Raw genomic sequence first — 17,541 nt, forward strand, 5'->3', positions numbered from 1 at the left:
GCGCGCAATGCACCGGGCTCAGTCTTTTTTGCCGAGCCACTTATCCCACCACTTTTTGCGCGGAGCTTCTTTACGGGCGGGGACGTGTTCCTTTTCTTTTTTAGACGGTTCCGGTCCGTAGCACACATCCGCGGGCTCAGTGCCTGCGATGAAATACGTATAATGCTTTGCGGCGCATCCGGGTCCCGAAGTGTAGCCGGAAGCGGGATCGATATAGACGCCCGTGACGCCCTTCGGCGGTTTAAGCGCTATTTCCGGTTCTCCTTCGAGCGCCTTCTCCATAAAGTCCGCCCAAATCGTCTTCGCATAGCTTTTTTCTTCTACTGAATCAATCGTGCTGCTTTTGTCATAGCCTGTCCACACACCGGCGGCAAGAGCGGGATTAAAGCCGATCATCCAGCTGTCTGCGCTGGTCGTGCCTGATTTACCGCCATAGGTTCGGGTCAGCCGGTCAGAAATGGTGCGTCCCGTGACGGAAGTATAGCCGTTTAAATCCTGATCAAACATGCCCGTCATCATGCTCGCCGTCACAAAAGCGGCTTTTTTATCAAGCGTCTGCTGATGTCCGCGAGGCTGTTCATACAAGACGTTGCCGGCGGTATCCGTCACTTTTGTGATAAAGGAAGGGGTGATTTGTTTTCCCCCGTTTGCGAGCATCGCATAGGCATTAACCATCTCAATCGGGCGCACGGGTTCAGTTCCGAGCGCCAGAGACGGAAGGGGCTTTAAATGTTCGCTGATGCCGAATTCCTTTGCCGCCGACACGAGCTTATTCATGCCGAGAAAGAGATGGGTCTTCACGGCATAGATGTTGTCTGATAACGCAAGCGCCTGAAGCAGCGTAATCGGTTTATTGGCGTAGTAGCCGTTGTAATTGCTTGGAGAATAGGTATCTCCGTTTTCGTCAATCTGGAACTCAGTGGCTTCGCTTTTCATCAGCGTGACCGGTGTAAAGCCGCTTTGAATCGCTTTGTAGTACAAAAGCGGCTTGATCGTGGAAGCCGGCTGCCGTTTCGCCTGTGTCGCCCGGTCAAACGGGCTTTTTTCGTAGTCACGTCCGCCGAGAAGCGCAAGCACGCGCCCTGTTGCCGGATCAATCGCGGAAAAGCCGACCTGAATGTCAGAGCCGGTACGGATCGTATGTGCCACAGTGTTTTCCGCGATCCGCTGCATGCGCTTATCAAGCGTTGTATAAACACGCAACCCGCTCGTTGCGAGCTGTTCACGCGTCATGCCGAGCTTTTTCTCGAGTTCTTTCATCGCATCGTCGTAAAAATAAGGCGCCGTTTTCGCTGCGGTTCTGTTTTTCAGCGGCTGATAGGCAAGCGGCGTTTTCTTAATCCTTTCCGCCTTTTCTTTTGAGATCATTTTTTGTCCGGCCATCAGACGGAGAATGGTTTCCTGGCGCTGTTTGGCCTTCTTTTCGCTGACATATGGCGAATAGCCGGACGGGCCTTTCGGTATGCCCGCCAGAAGCACGGCTTCCGCATCGTTCAGATCTTTGGCGTGTTTGCCGAAATACAGGCGGGAGGCGGCTTCAATTCCGTATGCGCCGTGGCCGTAATATATCGTATTTACATAACCTTCTAAAATCTCGTTTTTAGAATAGTTCTGTTCAAGGCGGATCGTGTAAAATGCTTCGTTCCATTTTCGTTTCCATGTTTTATCATGCTCAAGGTAGAGATTTCTCGCGTATTGCTGGGTGATGGTGCTGGCGCCCTGAACCTTGGCCATTGCCTTTATGTCAGCCAGCGCGGCGGCGGCCATCCGCCGGTAATCAAAACCGTGGTGATTGTAAAAGTTTTGATCCTCCACCGCAATCGCGGCCTGCACCGCTGTCGGATTGATATCTTTTAACCGGACCCAGTAGCGCTTTTCCCCGAAATCGGTCTCACCTAGCTTTGAGCCGTCATTTGCATAAAGAATCGTAGACTGAGGAACCCGGACGGAGGGGGCGCCCTGCCATTTCGCTGCAAGAAGAACGGATGTGAAGCAGACGCCGGCCAGCATTCCGCCGATCAGTGTCAGAAAGATGCAGGCGCGGATGATTTTGAACGTGATTCTGAGCTGTTTTCCAGATACTTTATCCACTTTTGGGAACCCCCTTTTTCATGATTCTATTATTATGTGAAAAAAGGGGGTTTTTTAAACATATCAAACCGGACACTTCTTTACTTTTTCCCCTCCATCCTCTATACTTTTTCCTTAGGTGAAAATGAGATTTTAACCGGAATAAAAGCGATACAGACGCTTACAATAAATGAAATAAGCCTTGAAAGGGAGATGACAATTGAGCGAGCTTTGGTATACGGAGAAGCAGACGAAGAATTTCGGCATTACATTAAAGGTGAAACAAACATTACATACGGAACAGACGGAATTTCAGCATCTGGAAATGGTGGAGACAGAAGAATTCGGCAACATGCTGTTCTTAGACGGAATGGTCATGACTTCTGAAAAAGACGAATTCGTCTATCATGAAATGGTTGCGCACGTCCCGTTATTTACGCACCCGAATCCGGAAAACGTTCTCGTTGTCGGCGGCGGAGACGGCGGTGTCATCAGAGAGATTCTGAAGCACCCAAGCGTAAAAAAAGCGACGCTTGTCGACATTGACGGCAAGGTTATTGAATACTCTAAAAAATTCCTTCCGTCCATTGCGGGCAAGCTTGATGATCCGCGCGTCGACGTGAGAGTCGATGACGGTTTCATGCACATCGCGAAATCAGAAAATGAGTATGACGTTATTATGGTTGATTCAACAGAACCGGTCGGACCGGCCGTCAATCTGTTCTCAAAAGGCTTCTATGCCGGAATTTCCAAGGCGTTAAAAGAAGACGGCATCTTCGTCGCGCAGACGGACAACCCGTGGTTTACACCGGAACTGATTACAAACGTACAGCGTGACGTGAAAGAAATCTTCCCGATCACCCGTCTGTATACGGCTAATATCCCGACGTACCCGAGCGGCCTGTGGACATTTACGATCGGTTCTAAAAAGTACGATCCGCTTGAAGTGGAGGACAGCCGTTTCTTTGACATCGACACGAAATATTACACGAAAGAGCTTCACAAAGCGGCATTTGTTCTTCCGAAATTTGTGAGCGACTTAATCAAATAAAAACGTACGGCGCAGGAGCGAATCTTGCGCTTTTTTACAGGAAAGCGAGGGTATTATTGATGAGATTTGATGAAGCTTATTCAGGAAAAGTATTTATCGCAAGCCGCCCCGACTGGAAAGAGGCGGACGCCATCCTCTACGGCATGCCGATGGATTGGACGGTCAGCTACCGTCCGGGTTCACGGTTCGGCCCGGGGAGAATCCGCGAGGTGTCTATCGGTCTTGAAGAATACAGCCCGTACCTCGACCGTGACTTGGCTGATTTGAATTTCTTTGACGCCGGAGACATTCCGCTTCCGTTCGGCAATCCGCAAAGAAGCCTTGATATGATTGAAGAATACGTGGACGGCATCTTAGAAAAAGGCAAGTTCCCGCTCGGCATGGGAGGGGAGCACCTTGTATCATGGCCTGTCATAAAAGCCATGTATAAGAAGTTTCCGGATCTTGCCATCATTCATTTTGACGCGCACACCGACCTGCGCACGGATTATGAAGGCGAACCGCTTTCCCACTCTACTCCGATCCGCAAAGCGGCCGAGCTCATCGGGCCGCAAAACGTATTTTCATTCGGCATCCGCTCCGGAATGAAGGAAGAATTTGAATGGGCGAAAGAAAACGGCATGCACATTTCTAAGTTTGAAGTGCTTGAGCCGCTGAAAAAAGTGCTGCCGCAGCTTGCGGGACGCCCTGTTTATGTCACGATCGATATCGACGTTCTTGACCCCGCTCATGCGCCGGGAACGGGCACGGTTGACGCGGGAGGCATCACGTCTAAAGAATTGCTCGCGTCCATCCATGAAATCGCGCGCTCAGAGGTCAGCGTAAAAGGCGCCGACCTCGTAGAAGTGGCACCGGTCTATGACCACTCAGAACAAACCGCAAACACGGCAAGCAAGATGATCCGTGAAATGCTGCTTGGGTTTGTGAAATAGAAAGAATTTCCCCCGCTTGAAACATGGCGGGGGATTTTTATATTGTATATAAACTCCTTAGAAGTTAGTAAAAGCAATATATTATTTTACTATTAATAATTGATGTTATTGATAAAAATTATATAATAGGGTATTATTTAGTAAATACATCTTTAGAAAGGAAGTTAGAATGAAAACAGCAGTAGAAAATGAATTGGAATTAAAAAAGATTGAAATTTCAGTAATTAAACTGATAATTGCTGAAAAGCCTAATAAAGAGATCGCTAAGTCATTAAACTACTCGCAGCGTAATGTCGAATATATCATAGCCGGTCTTTGTAAAAAGTGGAATGTGAGTACTAGAGTCGGTATTGTTTCGGAAGCATATAAAAGGAATTGTATACAGTGAACGAAATGAAAGAAAAACCCCTATTGAGGGGGTTTATTTATATATGCTAAAAAAACATTCTATACAGGAATGCCGTAAAAATAAAAACTGAGATTGTCAGGTAGTTCAAATTTGTTCTCCATTTCAGAAGAATAAACAAAAGAAATAAATATGCAATATTGAACAAATCAAAGATAGAAAAAATCAAATGATTACTTGTGAAAAATAAACTAGTGTTTGGATGTTCTGCGAAAATATTTTTGAATGATATAAGAAAAAACTTAATTGCGACCGGGATGTTAGAAAACATAAATAGGGAATAAAAAGTTTTGATCTTAATTTGAGCGCCAAGAAAATTTATAATGAGAAATAATACGAATCCTTCAAAAATGACCCCGAACATTAAAAGAAACAGTGCGGCTATTGCAATGATGTAATCTAAATGTTTTACTTGCTCAACAACTTGTATAGGGATGTTTTTGGGAATTAAACTTTTCATAAAAGGTAAAAGGGAACTTAAATAAAAAGCTAACCCGATAATATAAAACAAAAACGAGGACAAAAAATTAATGTTTCGTTCCTTAAATGAAGATAATTCAATTTGCATAATCCTAAGAGGCTCCTTTTATAAAGATAGGTGTAATAAATGTTTCTAACATAGCTGCTATCATTAAACCGAGAAATATAATACCAATATATTTAAAAGTGAATTTCAAATTTATTTTGAGGAGTAATAAATCTAAAGTTAATTTCATTCCTACAGAGGCTGCAAGAAGCAATACCGGCACTTCAATTATTCCATGGGGTATAACAAGCAGTAAAAGGTTTAAATTGTCTTTAATGTTTCCTATCGCATTTCCTAAAATTAATCCATTAATAATTAAAACAGCAACCGTGCCAAGCGACAGCGTCAACGGGCCTAAAAAAACAAGCAGACTCGCTACTTTAATATTATTAAAGAAAATCTGAAAAAAATCCGGACGGATATTTCGATTTAGATTATTTACATTTGAAGCGGAATCTGTATAAAAATATGCTGTAAATAAAGCAATTAAAAATAAGATCAGACAGAGTATGTACAATTTGACTAAAACATTCTTTTTAAACAATGTATTTTCATCCATTCGTTAAAGGGACTGCCAGGGATATTGAATTTAATGTTTTATATTATGCTGCTGCTGTACTTGCTGCAGCCAATTGTTCTAAAACGGCCAATGGTAAGCCCGCACCAAGAGATCCTAAAACAGTAATGATAGCCAGAACTGAACCCGTTGCGGTGATAGCACTGACAATCCAACTAGGAGCGATAATTCCAGCTCTGTTTAAAATATCGATAACATCCATGCTTAAATGATTATGTTTCATACTGAAAAGAGCGAGAACAATGATTCCTGATGCTACTAATGTAAAAATCGCTTTACTATTTTGTGTTTTTAAAAGTAGATTCATTTTTTCCTCCAATTTTTTCAATATCCCCAGCAAGTTAAATAATAAAATATATTGGAATCTATTTGAATTGCGGATTTCCGAAAAAATAATAGTTAAGAGGTGAAATCCGTAAAAGTATCTGCTGGCTTATTTCGTACAAAGAAAGCCGGACCATATGTATGATCCGGCTTTCTTTGGTACTGAAACATTATACTTTTTTTTTCAAAAATAATATCAAAATAATCGGCTGCCCCATAGCCTGAAATAGCAGGAGCAAATATTTGAACCAGCTTTCACCCTTGTTGCGAATACTTTTCAATAATTTATTTATAGTCTTCTTTAGGTTTTCCTTTCCATCGGTTTACTTCTGCTTTTATGAACTTGTATTCGTACATTGCTGTATAATCCTCCGGAAGTGTATTGGAATCGTTACCTTGTTTTTCGATTTTGATAAACTTGAATCCATAAATAGAGCGCGCAGCCTATTAAAAGAATCGGAAATTGCCATCCTGTATTTCCGTTTTTAAAATAATCTATTAATGACCATATCAGTAAAGCGACAGTATAAAAACTAAATGCTATTCTGGCGGCTGTACCCGATTGGTGTTTTTGCATCTCATCCATTTTCTTCATAAGAACCGCTCCCTTAATTTTTTTTGGCGTTATAGTTGAATACTTTATCTATTCCCGTATTTAAAGCGTGAGCTATCGAAAAAGCCAGACTTAAAGTCGGGTCATATTTATTATTTTCAATTGCATTGATGGTTTGCCTGGTCACATTGCAGAGCTTAGCCAGATCATTTTGTGAAATATCAGCTGCTGTTCTAAGTTTTTTTATATTGTTATCCACTAAAACCCTCCTTAACTTATTTTGTTTTTTATTTTAAATTTTCAAATTTATATATATTTATTTTAAATAATATATGTATAAGTGTCAAATACTTTTTACACATTTGAGTTCTAAGGTATGTTTTTTGTTTTTGTAAATTAGTTGTTTATATAAAAAACGGCTTGCAGTTTAACCTGCAAGCCTAAAAGTAATTATCATTTAAATCATTCCGCGCTGAGCAATTTCAAATTGATGTTCCGGTGCACTTGCGATGTCGGCTGAAACAAAAACAGTGCTTACTGCCAAGCAAGTAAGTGCTAATTTATACTTCAATTTCATACAACTTCACACCTCCTTGAATCTGCTGTCTTGTTTCTTCCACCTTTAAAAAATATGCAGCAGCCTTCTCGAAATTCTCTCTTTCATGATAATATTTTGCCACATCTAAGGCAAAATCTTCAAGATCAGCATACATCATTTTATCTCTGAGAAAGTCAAAACATTCCATGATTGCTTCTTCATCAGGCTCACCGACATACAAAGATTCTAAAAATTCATATTCGACTATATATAGGGAATCTTCTGCCTCCTCTGCATAAGATACCCCTTTGTCATGATATTGTCTGGCTATGGCCATATTTCCGATTTTATAATGTATTTGTGTGATTAAGAAATAGGCTTGCGGGAGAGAAGTGATGATGTTCCCATCTTCAAAAACAGCTATTGCCCGTTTTATGTAATCAATGGCTGGTTTGTAATTTCCTTGGCTGTTAAAACAAAGTCCGATATTATATAGAGTCCGGCCCATTAATTGAGGCTGCTGTTCTGCCTCTGCCATGGCATAAGCTTTTTTAAAATGCTGAATTGCTTCATCATATTGCTTTAAGTCAAGAAAGTTGGTAGCGAACAATGAATGGCACTGAAGCACCCTTATATTATATGCCTCCTGCTTATGATAAATTTTATAAGCCTGCCGGGCATAATCCATAGAAAAATAAGTCTGCTTCATATAATAGTAGGACTCTGACATCTTAAAATAAAATTCAGCTTTCTCGATACAATCTTTGACAAAATCCAGCTTATATTCAGCTTTCTTAAAAAACTGAATCGCTGAAAGATATTCACGGCATTCCAGCTCATACATCCCCCGGAAAAAATTAAAATAATAATCAAGCCGTCCGGTCAGCCGGGCCTGCTTTTTATCAATATCCGCGAGCAGATCCGATAGTCTCGGCTGTTCTTCTATCCGCTGCGATTCCAGCGGTTCGAGGTATTCGAGCATCAGATTGTGGCGGAATTCCATGAGAGAATAGTACAGATGAAGATCCTGGTCATCTTCCAGGCCTGCAAGTTCTTCTTTGATTTCTCTCCGCAAATACTCGGCGTCCGGGATGCTGAACCTTCGAATGTACATATACCATTCGTTGATTTTTTCTCCAATCGCTGAAGACGATAAAACACTCGCCACTATTCCGAATCCCTCCCTTCCACGTTATGTATATGACATATTTTATCATTTTCATTCGGAAGGATAGCGCAAAAATACCGCAATGTTTTCTTTCGTTAAAACCGCATGTCTGCGGATATCATTTCAAAAATCCACTATTATCCCCGCAATTTGTACAAGCAAACAAATACACCTTCCCATATTCTGTTGTATCTGCGTGAGCAGTGTATGTCTGAAAAGGAAGTGAAGATATGAGAAATAACAAGCTTTCCTTTAAAGAAAAAGCAGGAGCCGCACAAGAAGAATGTTTATGTTTTTGCGAGGAAGAAGCAAGCCGTGAAGCGATGTTTCAAGCGCCGATTGAATTGCCTGAGGGGTTTGTTGTTGATCCGGCTGAAGCTGTTGCAAACGTGACGTGGAATGCAGGCAGCCTTTCTTGTGTCATTGAACGCTGTTTCATTGAGACGGGGCCTGAGCCTGATGAAATCGGTATTCAATTTGCAGTGCGCCTGCAGGGAACTGTTACGCTTCTCGTCAGTGTCTCACCAGTGCGAAATCAATATGGACAAGGGGACGGGGCTGTTTCTGTCATCCGCAATGCAGAGATTGACCAAGTCGTCTATTATTCTGATGAACCCGATGATTGCCCGGATGTCAGTGACATTACGATCGAGAACCTTATTGTCGTTCCGCCATTCTATGGCAGTCCTTTATCGGTGACGGGCACGATTGTGTTTGTTCCTGAGCCGGAGCCCGTTTATGCGTTTACAGCGAATCCAAATGATCAATCAGTTTCTGTGATTGATACAAACACTCATACTGTTGTGACAACGATTGCTCTGCCGTACCGGCCGACAGGTATTGAAATAACTCCGGATAAAAGCGCTGTGTTTGTTTTGCACTTCAACAATAATGTGATTTCTGTCATCGATTATGACACGTTAACGGTGACAGCATCCATACTGCTGGACCAGCCGTCTAGATCGATAAAATGTATCCCAAATCATGAGTTTGCTTATGTTCTCGGCGATACTGCGATTTATGTGATTGAAATTGATACGTTAACTGTGGATAGGTCGATTCCTGTGGAAGGATTTGATTTTGAAATTGATCCCAATGGGTTATTCGCCTATGTTCTTGATTTTGGTTTAGTGCAAAAAGTGGACCTATTCACCGGTGAAGTCACAGGAACAATTGAACGAGAGCTTATCGTATCATCCATAGAAACAAATTGGCCGGAGCGGTATGCGTGTGTCTTAGAACAAGAATTCTTATTCAATTATTTGACGGTTATTGACTTAAATACGTTTACGATCAGCATTACCCAAGAGCTGGAGTCTGATGGCCAATATGTAATGTTTACGAGTGGATCAGAGGTGTATTTACATGACAGCTTCACCGGAAATTTATATGCTGTCAGTCCGAATGGTGCAGGCGTTATAGGAAATGTTCGGCAATCGGCAAGAGACTTTGCGTTTACTCCGAATGGCGAATTTCTGTATGCTGCTCATTTTATAGAGCAGAACATCACTGTTTACAACACGGATGATTATTCTGCGGAAACTGTGATATCTCTTGGGGTTTCACCGGGAGCTATTGTGATTTAATCAACTGCATGCTGTACATTTCTAAAAGGACGTGAATTCATGAAAAAGAATGATCTGTCTGCTTTACAGGAAAATTGTTTCTGTTTTTGTGATGAGGAAATTAGCCGAGAAGCGCCGTTTCAAGTGCCGATTGACATTCCCGAGGGGTTCACCATTGATTCTGCCGAAGCAGCTGCGACGGTTACATGGAGTACTGATCATTTATTATGTATCAGTGAGCCTTGCTTAATCCAGACTGGGCCGGAACCAGAAGATATCGGTGTTCGATATGCCGTGAGAGTAAAAGGGACCGTTACGCTTCTTGTCAGTGTGTCGCCTGTACGAAATCAATATGGACAAGGGGACGGGTCTGTTTCTGTGATTCATACTGAAGAGATTGATCAAGTTGTTTATTATGCAGCGCAGTCTGGCCGCTGTCCTGATTTCAGTCAAATAACAGTGGAAGATCTTCTCATTGTACCGCCTTTCTACGGCAGTCCGCTTACGGTGACCGGGACACTTGTTTTACCGCCATCGCCAGACCCTCAATCGTATGTGTTTACAGCCAATTCAGGAGACAGCACGGTTTCGGTTATTGATTCAGATTTAAACACTGTTGTAAAAACAATCCCTTTTTCTGACGTGCCAACTAATCTAGGCGTTACTTTCGATAAAGCTTTCACGTATGTCCTCCATGGGAATACCAACCTTGTCTCAGTGCTAGATAATAAAACATTAACCATCATAAATACCATCACTGTTGGAGGAGGGCCGAGAAAGGTTGAATTTGATTCAACAGATGAGTTCGCGTACGTGATGGCCGCCGGATCTATATATATGATCAACATGGCCTCTCAATCGGTCATTGATGTCATTCCGATACCCGGCGCTTTAGACTTTGCTCTTGATCCGAATGGACAGTATGTCTATACCGCTAATGGAAGCAGTTGGTCGGTTGATAAATATGATGTAAATACTGGGCAGTTGGTAGAAAGTATCATAGATTCATTTGAATTTCCCAGTTTAATTGCAACTCCTTACGCTGGAAATTTTGCGTATGTGTTGAATGGTGAGCTGCTGCCGAAAGGTGTAACGGAGATCAGTTTGTCACCATTAAGCAGGGGAGGCGGCTTCAACCGTTTATTTGAAACTCTGAGGACGATTGTATTTTCTCGCGATAGCACTAGGGCTTATTTTCTAGAGCCATATAGTGAACCGTCTCTCATTAATAACTTATACGTAGTTAATACGGCTAGACAGAGGATCATTGCAAACGTGTCTCTGCCCGGCGCCTTTGATCTTGCCGTAACACCTGATAATCAGTACATTTATGCAGCACAGCCCGACGACAATACCGTAACCGTGTACCGCACGAGTGATTATACAGCCATGACGGTGATTCCGGTTGGGACTGGTCCGTCAGCGATTGCGATGTAGCTTATTTCACAGGTTGAGAGAAGCAGAGCTGCGATAAAAAAATCGTTTATAAATAAATGAGCCGATCTGCCGGATGGCAGCCAGGATGATCAAAAACAGCAGTTCACTTATGGTGAAACTGAACATCCGCCAACCCCCGGCTCCTGTCAGCGCTCCCGCATGCCCTTTTTTGAACAGGCTGCCATGCTGGAAAAGCTGCAGCAAGTACGTCCGTATAAAATACGATAAATACAAAATCAGTAACACCGCGAGTCCCATTGATACGGCAAGGGGCGTGTGAAAGCGGAAAGGGACGGCTTTGACGATTTCGAACACGCAGCCGAATATGATGACTTGGCATAATACAGCAGCCATCATGTGTGTTTGGCGGACGTTTTTATAGCTGTCACGCAGCGCTTTGACATCGTTGGCATTTCTGCTGCCCAATCTATGTTGCTGGAAGTCGCAGCAGCTTCGATGAGACTGTGTGGGTTTCTGAAAAGCTGCTGTCATGTTTTTCACGGATTGGGTGACATCGTGATATGATTTTCTCTTCTCATAAGGAACTGCTTTTTATGAGGTTTATCTTCAAATCTAATGAGCAATGATGGTAAGATAGAAGCAGTTGAAGTTTACAAACTGAAGGATTATACTATTCAAGTCAAAGTGGAATGATGAAAAGGACGTGTCAAAATGAAACAAGAGACACCGATAACACTCCATGTGAAGTCTGTGATCGAGGATGACGGAAATGAGGAAGTCATCGAATTCCGTACTACCGGATTTTACTATGTAAAACAACAAAAAGTGTATCTATCTTATTATGAAGAACACGACCTAGGCAGAGTAAAAACGATTGTGAAGGTGAGCGAAGGCGAAGTCCTGATCATGAGGTCAGGCGCTGTTAAAATGAATCAGCGTTTCATAACGGGAGCTTCCACAATTGCGAAATATAAAATGTCATTTGGTGAGCTTGAGCTGCAAACAAGCACTAAATCGATTCAATCTGATCTCGGTGAAGAAAAAGGCCGAATCAGCATCGCATATGACATGCATGTCGGAGACGAGCAGCAGCATTTACATAATATGACGATCACGTATGAGGGAGGAACTCACGCATGAATATTGCGGAACAAATGAAGGACGTGCTGAAGGAAGAGATCAAAGCGGCCGTTCTGAAAGCGGGCCTGGCGGACGAAAGCCAGATTCCAAGCGTACTGTTAGAAACGCCGAAAGACAAAACACACGGTGATTATTCCACAAACATGGCGATGCAGCTGGCGAGAATCGCAAAAAAAGCGCCGCGCCAAATCGCTGAGGAGATCGTGGCGTCATTTGATAAAGGCAAAGCTTCCATTGAAAAGATGGATATTGCGGGACCCGGCTTTATCAACTTTTACATGAACAACAGCTACTTAACAAAACTGATTCCGTCCGTGCTTGAAGCGGGTGAACATTATGGAGAGACAAACATCGGACAAGGCGAAAAGATTCAGGTCGAATTCGTATCAGCCAACCCGACGGGAGATCTTCACTTAGGCCATGCGCGCGGCGCGGCGGTAGGTGACGCGCTGTGCAGCGTGCTTTCTAAAGCGGGCTATGATGTGAGCCGTGAATACTATATTAATGATGCGGGCAACCAGATTAACAACCTGGCGCTTTCCGTTGAAGTCCGTTATTTTGAAGCGCTCGGCCTCGAGAAACCGATGCCGGAAGACGGTTACCGCGGCGAGGATATTATCGCCATCGGGAAAAAACTTGCCGAAGATTTCGGTGACCGTTTCGTACATGAAGAGGAGAGCGAACGTCAGGCGTTTTTCCGTGAATACGGCTTAAAGTACGAGCTTGATAAACTTCGCTCCGACCTGGAAAATTTCCGCGTGCCGTTTGACGTATGGTATTCTGAAACGTCCCTGTACGAAAACGGAAAAATTGATCAGGCGCTCGAGACGCTTCGCGAAAAGGGCCATGTATACGAAGAGGACGGCGCGACATGGTTCCGCTCCACAACGTTCGGCGACGATAAAGACCGTGTGCTGATCAAAAAAGACGGCTCATACACTTATCTGCTGCCGGATATCGCATACCATAAAGACAAACTTGACCGCGGATTCGACAAGCTCATCAATGTATGGGGCGCGGATCATCACGGGTATATTCCGCGTATGAAAGCGGCGATTGAAGCGCTCGGTTACAAGAAAGGCACATTGGAAGTTGAGATCATTCAGCTCGTTCATTTATACAAAAACGGCGAAAAAATGAAGATGAGCAAACGTACGGGGAAAGCCGTAACGATGCGCGACCTGATTGAAGAGGTCGGCCTTGACGCGGTCCGTTATTTCTTCGCGATGCGCAGCGCTGATACGCATATGGATTTTGACTTGGATCTTGCCGTATCAACATCTAATGAAAACCCTGTGTATTATGCGCAATACGCACACGCACGTATTTGCAGCATGCTTCGCCAAGGGGAGGAGCAGGGACTTAAACCGGCGGCAGATCTTGATTTCAGCCATATTCAATCAGAAAAAGAATATGACCTGCTGAAAACAATCGGCGGCTTCCCTGAGGCAGTGGCAGAAGCGGCGGAAAAACGCATTCCTCACCGTGTCACAAACTATATTTATGATCTGGCTTCCGCTCTGCACAGCTTCTACAATGCAGAGAAAGTCATCGATCCGGAAAATAAAGAGAAGAGCCGCGCGCGTCTCGCTTTAATGAAGGCGACGCAAATTACGCTGAACAATGCGCTTCAGCTGATCGGCGTATCCGCTCCGGAAAAAATGTAATGATGATCAAAGGACAAAGTCTTCGGGCTTTGTTCTTTTTTTTGCATATAAAGCGTGTGATGTAATTCACAATCCCGCACACTGAGTTTTTGTATGATAAGACTGATATTGAATCAGTGAAAGGGGCAAGCCGAATGATCAATCGTCAACATACTCAATTATCGTTGCAGTCATTAAGCTTAGTGGCAGGGTTTATGGTGTGGGTGCTGATTTCATCGCTCATTTCTCAAATGACATCAGATATTCATTTAAGCAAAGGCGAGATTTCATTGGTGACGGCGATTCCCGTTATTCTCGGATCGCTTCTCCGTATTCCTTTAGGATATTTAACGAACAGGTATGGCGCGCGGCTGATGTTTATGATCAGCTTCATCCTGCTTTTGTTTCCCGTATTTTGGATCAGTATCGCGAATTCTTTATTTGATTTAATCGCGGGCGGCTTTTTCTTAGGGATCGGGGGAGCGGTATTCTCCATCGGAGTGACGTCCCTCCCGAAATATTATCCGAAAGAAAAGCACGGTGTCGTCAATGGGATTTACGGTGCCGGAAACATCGGGACCGCCGTTACTACCTTTGCCGCGCCGGTTATCGCTCAAGCCGCGGGATGGAAAGCAACCGTGCAGATGTATCTTGTTTTGCTGGCTGTTTTCGCATTACTGCACGTTTTGTTCGGCGACCGGCATGAGAAGAAAGTCAAAGTTTCCATAAAGACACAAATGAAAGCCGTTTACCGAAATCATGTGCTGTGGATGTTGAGCCTGTTTTATTTTATTACGTTCGGCGCCTTTGTCGCCTTTACCATCTATCTTCCGAATTTTTTGGTTGAGCATTTTGGGCTGAGCCCTGCGGATGCCGGTCTGCGGACGGCCGGCTTTATTGCGGTCTCTACGCTGCTCAGGCCTGTGGGAGGGTTTCTTGCAGATAAACTGAGCCCGCTCCGCATTCTGATGTTCGTTTTCGCAGGGCTTACGCTGTCAGGCGTCATGCTGTCATTCTCCCCGGCGATCGGCCTTTATGCGTTCGGATCGCTGACGGTGGCAGTCTGCTCAGGGATTGGAAACGGGACGGTATTTAAACTGGTGCCTTTCTATTTTTCGAAGCAAGCGGGGATTGCCAACGGTATTGTGTCTGCCATGGGCGGACTGGGCGGTTTTTTCCCTCCGCTGATTCTGGCAAGTGTATTTCAGGCAACAGGCCAATACGCGATCGGGTTTATGGCGCTTTCAGAGGTTGCGTTAGCCAGCTTTGTCCTTGTGATCTGGATGTATTGGCAGGAAAGAATGAAAACACATACGGAGAAAAACAGTCATAGCCTTGATTCATAATGATCCATTCACAAGATTGTTAATTTTTTCTGGGCGAGTGCAAATCAAGTCACGTTACAATATACATACGCAACGTGACTTTCTTCGAGGTGAGCTCATGAATATTCTCTCTGTCCGAAAATCTGATAAAGAACTTCTTTCCCGCGAACTGCATGAATTGCTGGAATCGATCAGTACGAAAAGGAAAATGAAAAAACACACGTATTTGTTTCAAGAAGGAATGGATGCAGAAGAGCTTTATCTGATTCAATCAGGACTCATTGAAATCGGCAAGCTGACGTCTGACGGAAAAGACCTGACACTTAGAATCTGCCAGAAACACGATATTGTCGGGGAATTGACGCTATTCACAGATGAGCCGAGATATATGCTCAGTGCGAAAGTGTTAGAGGACGGGGAGGTGCTCGTCATTAATAAAAACAAGCTGGAAAAGGAATTGATCCAAAACGGTGTTTTGACGTTTGAATTTATGAAATGGATGAGCACCCATCTGCGAAAAATCCAATCTAAGATCAGGGATCTGCTTCTTCACGGCAAAAAAGGGGCGCTCTATTCCACCCTTATCCGCTTATCAAACAGCTACGGGGTGGAACGAAGCGATGGGATTCTGATTAACATCGTGCTGACAAATCAGGATTTGGCTAAGTTTTGCGCGGCGGCAAGGGAGAGCGTCAACCGCATGCTGGGAGACCTCCGCAAACAAGGGGTTATTTCGATAGACGAAACCGGAAAAATTATTTTGCACAAACGGGACTATTTACGATGTGAGATCGAGTGTGAAAATTGTCCGCTTGAGATCTGCAATATTGACTGAAAAAACAAGGGCAGCCGATGTCCTTGTTTTTCAGCTTGTGATACATATACACATGACGACGAAAAAGAAGCCGGCATTTACGATTTCCAGAATGCCGATTGTTTTCACCGGCCAGTCTCTTCCATGAAAAAACCAGGCCCGCAGACTGCTTGGGATAAAAGCGAGAAACGCCCAGCCTGCCCCGAGAAGGGCCGATAAAAAGGGGAGCAAGAGGTGATATCCCCATGACCAGTAAGCAAACCTTCTGTTTTTTCTCTCCCTTATGACCGATTTCACATAAAAAGAACTCCCGACAAAAAATAAAGCGGATTGCAAGAATAGAAACCAAGCCCAGCCGTCAAGGATTCCCGTTCCCAGCCAGCAGCTCGCAAGCCCGCCCGAACAAAAGAACAGAACACCCGCAATATCATTCGTGAGCGCCCGTTCGTTTTTTCGGCGGGCATAATGCGTATGTATGAGAAACAGCGGCAATAAAAAAACGCCGATCCAGACGAGCTGCGGCTTATGAAAGACAGAAATGATCAAAAAGCAGCAGGCTGGAAAACCGTAATACCATATCCACTTTTGATAGGGCTGAAGCTGTTTCTTTTTCAAAGCGAGCGAAACGGGATAAACCGTCAAGTAAAGGAACAGCCAGCCCAGAAAGAGCGGAATATGCCAGAAAACCGGGCCTCCCTTGACCATGCCGAGTAAAAATGGAATCAGCAGCATCGCCCATGCGCCGTGCTGCTTCGGAATCATCGCCTTCATCGAAACCCTCCTTTTTATTTCATTATAAGTGCAAACACTCTCCTGATAAGTGACCTTTATCATACAAGCTGTGAAATACATCACTGCCGCGCGGGCTCAATCGGGCTACACTAAAGATATCAATAGCACAGGAGGCTTTCCTATGAATCAGTGTGACTATTTATTATTTCTGAAACAACTTCCTATGTTTAATGAAGTGCCTCTGTCCATTGTCGAAACCTTGCTGAAAAACGGGACGTTTATCCGCGGCTCATCTGACCAATCTCCATCCTTTCTTCATTCACAATCCGTTTATATTGTATTGAAAGGCAATATCCGTTTTACGGACAGCAGGCTCCCTGAAGGGTCACAAACCGTTGCGCTGTGGGAAAAAGGCGATGTGTTTCCGATTGATGAAAAAGGCGGGCTCTCTTTATCGCCTTTTATCTCAGTCAATGCCTCACCGGATATTCTGGTACTCCATATTCCATATTCCGTATTTAAGCAAATGATGTCTTACCATCCGCGGCTGCAAATGAACTTTTTGGCGATGCTTCAGCAAAATGTCTTCTGTTCCTATCAGTTGTTTTTGCGGTATCTGCATACATCACGGGATGAAAACGCCGAACCCGGTTCTTAAACAGAACCGGTTTTTTTGATGACGCGGGCGTCCCTATATCGTTTGAAAATCCTTCCTGCTGCTCTGTGTGAACGTTTTGTGAAAAAAGCAGAGTGTGTGACATAGTTCACAAGGTGAT

General features: G+C 43.9%; 18 protein-coding genes and 1 pseudogene. 10 read left to right on the forward strand and 9 right to left on the reverse strand.

What is annotated here, in order from left to right:
• Positions 1-18 precede the first annotated feature (18 nt).
• Positions 19-2,091 carry a transglycosylase domain-containing protein gene (locus ACWJJS_RS01815; protein WP_278071396.1) on the reverse strand — a complete coding sequence of 691 codons (2,073 nt, stop codon included), beginning with the start codon at positions 2,089-2,091 and terminating at the stop codon, positions 19-21.
• Between the two features lie 199 nt (positions 2,092-2,290).
• On the opposite strand from ACWJJS_RS01815, the gene speE reads away from it, so the two are divergent.
• The 3 genes from speE to ACWJJS_RS01830 all read left to right on the forward strand — a co-directional run bounded on the left by speE (position 2,291) and on the right by ACWJJS_RS01830 (position 4,441).
• Positions 2,291-3,121, forward strand: coding sequence for a spermidine synthase (gene speE, locus ACWJJS_RS01820; RefSeq protein ID WP_003151052.1), 831 nt, complete (start codon positions 2,291-2,293; stop codon positions 3,119-3,121).
• Positions 3,122-3,180: 59 nt separating this feature from the next.
• Positions 3,181-4,053, forward strand: coding sequence for an agmatinase (gene speB / locus ACWJJS_RS01825; RefSeq protein ID WP_003151054.1), 873 nt, complete (start codon positions 3,181-3,183; stop codon positions 4,051-4,053).
• A gap of 169 nt (positions 4,054-4,222) precedes the next feature.
• Positions 4,223-4,441, forward strand: coding sequence for a helix-turn-helix transcriptional regulator (locus ACWJJS_RS01830; RefSeq protein ID WP_003151056.1), 219 nt, complete (start codon positions 4,223-4,225; stop codon positions 4,439-4,441).
• Between the two features lie 590 nt (positions 4,442-5,031).
• Here ACWJJS_RS01830 and ACWJJS_RS01835 read toward each other — a convergent pair.
• From ACWJJS_RS01835 to ACWJJS_RS01860, 6 genes are all read right to left on the reverse strand, one after another.
• Complete coding sequence (locus ACWJJS_RS01835) at positions 5,032-5,544, reverse strand: stage II sporulation protein M (protein ID WP_032859656.1); 513 nt, start codon at positions 5,542-5,544, stop codon at positions 5,032-5,034.
• A gap of 43 nt (positions 5,545-5,587) precedes the next feature.
• A complete protein-coding gene (locus ACWJJS_RS01840; protein ID WP_014306021.1) occupies positions 5,588-5,869 on the reverse strand; it encodes a hypothetical protein in 282 nt (93 codons plus the stop codon).
• Positions 5,870-6,277: 408 nt separating this feature from the next.
• Complete coding sequence (locus tag ACWJJS_RS01845; RefSeq protein WP_069473623.1) at positions 6,278-6,481, reverse strand: hypothetical protein; 204 nt, start codon at positions 6,479-6,481, stop codon at positions 6,278-6,280.
• Between the two features lie 13 nt (positions 6,482-6,494).
• Entirely contained in the window at positions 6,495-6,698 is a 204-nt protein-coding gene (locus ACWJJS_RS01850) for a helix-turn-helix transcriptional regulator (protein WP_003151064.1), read from the reverse strand.
• Between the two features lie 198 nt (positions 6,699-6,896).
• Complete coding sequence (locus ACWJJS_RS01855) at positions 6,897-7,016, reverse strand: PhrC/PhrF family phosphatase-inhibitory pheromone (protein WP_069473622.1); 120 nt, start codon at positions 7,014-7,016, stop codon at positions 6,897-6,899.
• A complete protein-coding gene (locus tag ACWJJS_RS01860) occupies positions 7,000-8,145 on the reverse strand; it encodes a response regulator aspartate phosphatase (RefSeq protein ID WP_077722992.1) in 1,146 nt (381 codons plus the stop codon). The genes ACWJJS_RS01855 and ACWJJS_RS01860 overlap by 17 nt, the downstream gene beginning before the upstream one ends.
• A gap of 230 nt (positions 8,146-8,375) precedes the next feature.
• Here ACWJJS_RS01860 and ACWJJS_RS01865 point away from each other — a divergent pair, with 230 nt between their 5' ends.
• Both ACWJJS_RS01865 and ACWJJS_RS01870 read left to right on the forward strand, forming a co-directional pair.
• Complete coding sequence (locus ACWJJS_RS01865; protein ID WP_454023266.1) at positions 8,376-9,731, forward strand: YncE family protein; 1,356 nt, start codon at positions 8,376-8,378, stop codon at positions 9,729-9,731.
• Between the two features lie 39 nt (positions 9,732-9,770).
• Positions 9,771-11,147: a YncE family protein gene (locus tag ACWJJS_RS01870; protein WP_454023267.1), complete on the forward strand. Its 1,377-nt coding sequence runs from the start codon at positions 9,771-9,773 to the stop codon at positions 11,145-11,147.
• A 6-nt stretch (positions 11,148-11,153) separates the two neighbouring features.
• Here ACWJJS_RS01870 and ACWJJS_RS01875 read toward each other — a convergent pair.
• Positions 11,154-11,666 (reverse strand): annotated as a pseudogene (locus tag ACWJJS_RS01875) (bacteriocin biosynthesis protein AlbG); the annotation flags it as partial.
• Positions 11,667-11,819: 153 nt separating this feature from the next.
• Here ACWJJS_RS01875 and ACWJJS_RS01880 point away from each other — a divergent pair.
• The 4 genes from ACWJJS_RS01880 (at position 11,820) to fnr (ending at position 16,054) form a co-directional block, all read left to right on the forward strand.
• The gene (locus ACWJJS_RS01880; RefSeq protein WP_454023268.1) at positions 11,820-12,248 is read left to right on the forward strand and encodes a DUF1934 domain-containing protein; all 429 of its coding nucleotides are present in this window, start codon (positions 11,820-11,822) and stop codon (positions 12,246-12,248) included.
• The gene (argS, locus tag ACWJJS_RS01885) at positions 12,245-13,915 is read left to right on the forward strand and encodes an arginine--tRNA ligase (RefSeq protein ID WP_025853601.1); all 1,671 of its coding nucleotides are present in this window, start codon (positions 12,245-12,247) and stop codon (positions 13,913-13,915) included. The genes ACWJJS_RS01880 and argS overlap by 4 nt, the downstream gene beginning before the upstream one ends.
• A 134-nt stretch (positions 13,916-14,049) precedes the next feature.
• Positions 14,050-15,240, forward strand: coding sequence for a nitrate transporter NarK (gene narK, locus ACWJJS_RS01890; RefSeq protein WP_454023269.1), 1,191 nt, complete (start codon positions 14,050-14,052; stop codon positions 15,238-15,240).
• A 97-nt stretch (positions 15,241-15,337) separates the two neighbouring features.
• Positions 15,338-16,054, forward strand: a complete 717-nt coding sequence (gene fnr, locus ACWJJS_RS01895; RefSeq protein WP_017418713.1) for a fumarate/nitrate reduction transcriptional regulator Fnr — start codon at positions 15,338-15,340, stop codon at positions 16,052-16,054.
• Between the two features lie 30 nt (positions 16,055-16,084).
• Here fnr and ACWJJS_RS01900 read toward each other — a convergent pair whose 3' ends face one another.
• Positions 16,085-16,804, reverse strand: coding sequence for a YwiC-like family protein (locus tag ACWJJS_RS01900; protein ID WP_102422802.1), 720 nt, complete (start codon positions 16,802-16,804; stop codon positions 16,085-16,087).
• 142 nt (positions 16,805-16,946) lie between these two features.
• Between ACWJJS_RS01900 and ACWJJS_RS01905 the strand changes: the two genes are divergently transcribed.
• Positions 16,947-17,423 (forward strand): cyclic nucleotide-binding domain-containing protein, encoded by a 477-nt coding sequence (locus ACWJJS_RS01905; RefSeq protein ID WP_007407629.1) that lies wholly within the window; start codon positions 16,947-16,949, stop codon positions 17,421-17,423.
• The last annotated feature ends 118 nt before the right edge of the window (positions 17,424-17,541 follow it).

It is taken from the genome of Bacillus sp. JK106, assembly GCF_053663355.1.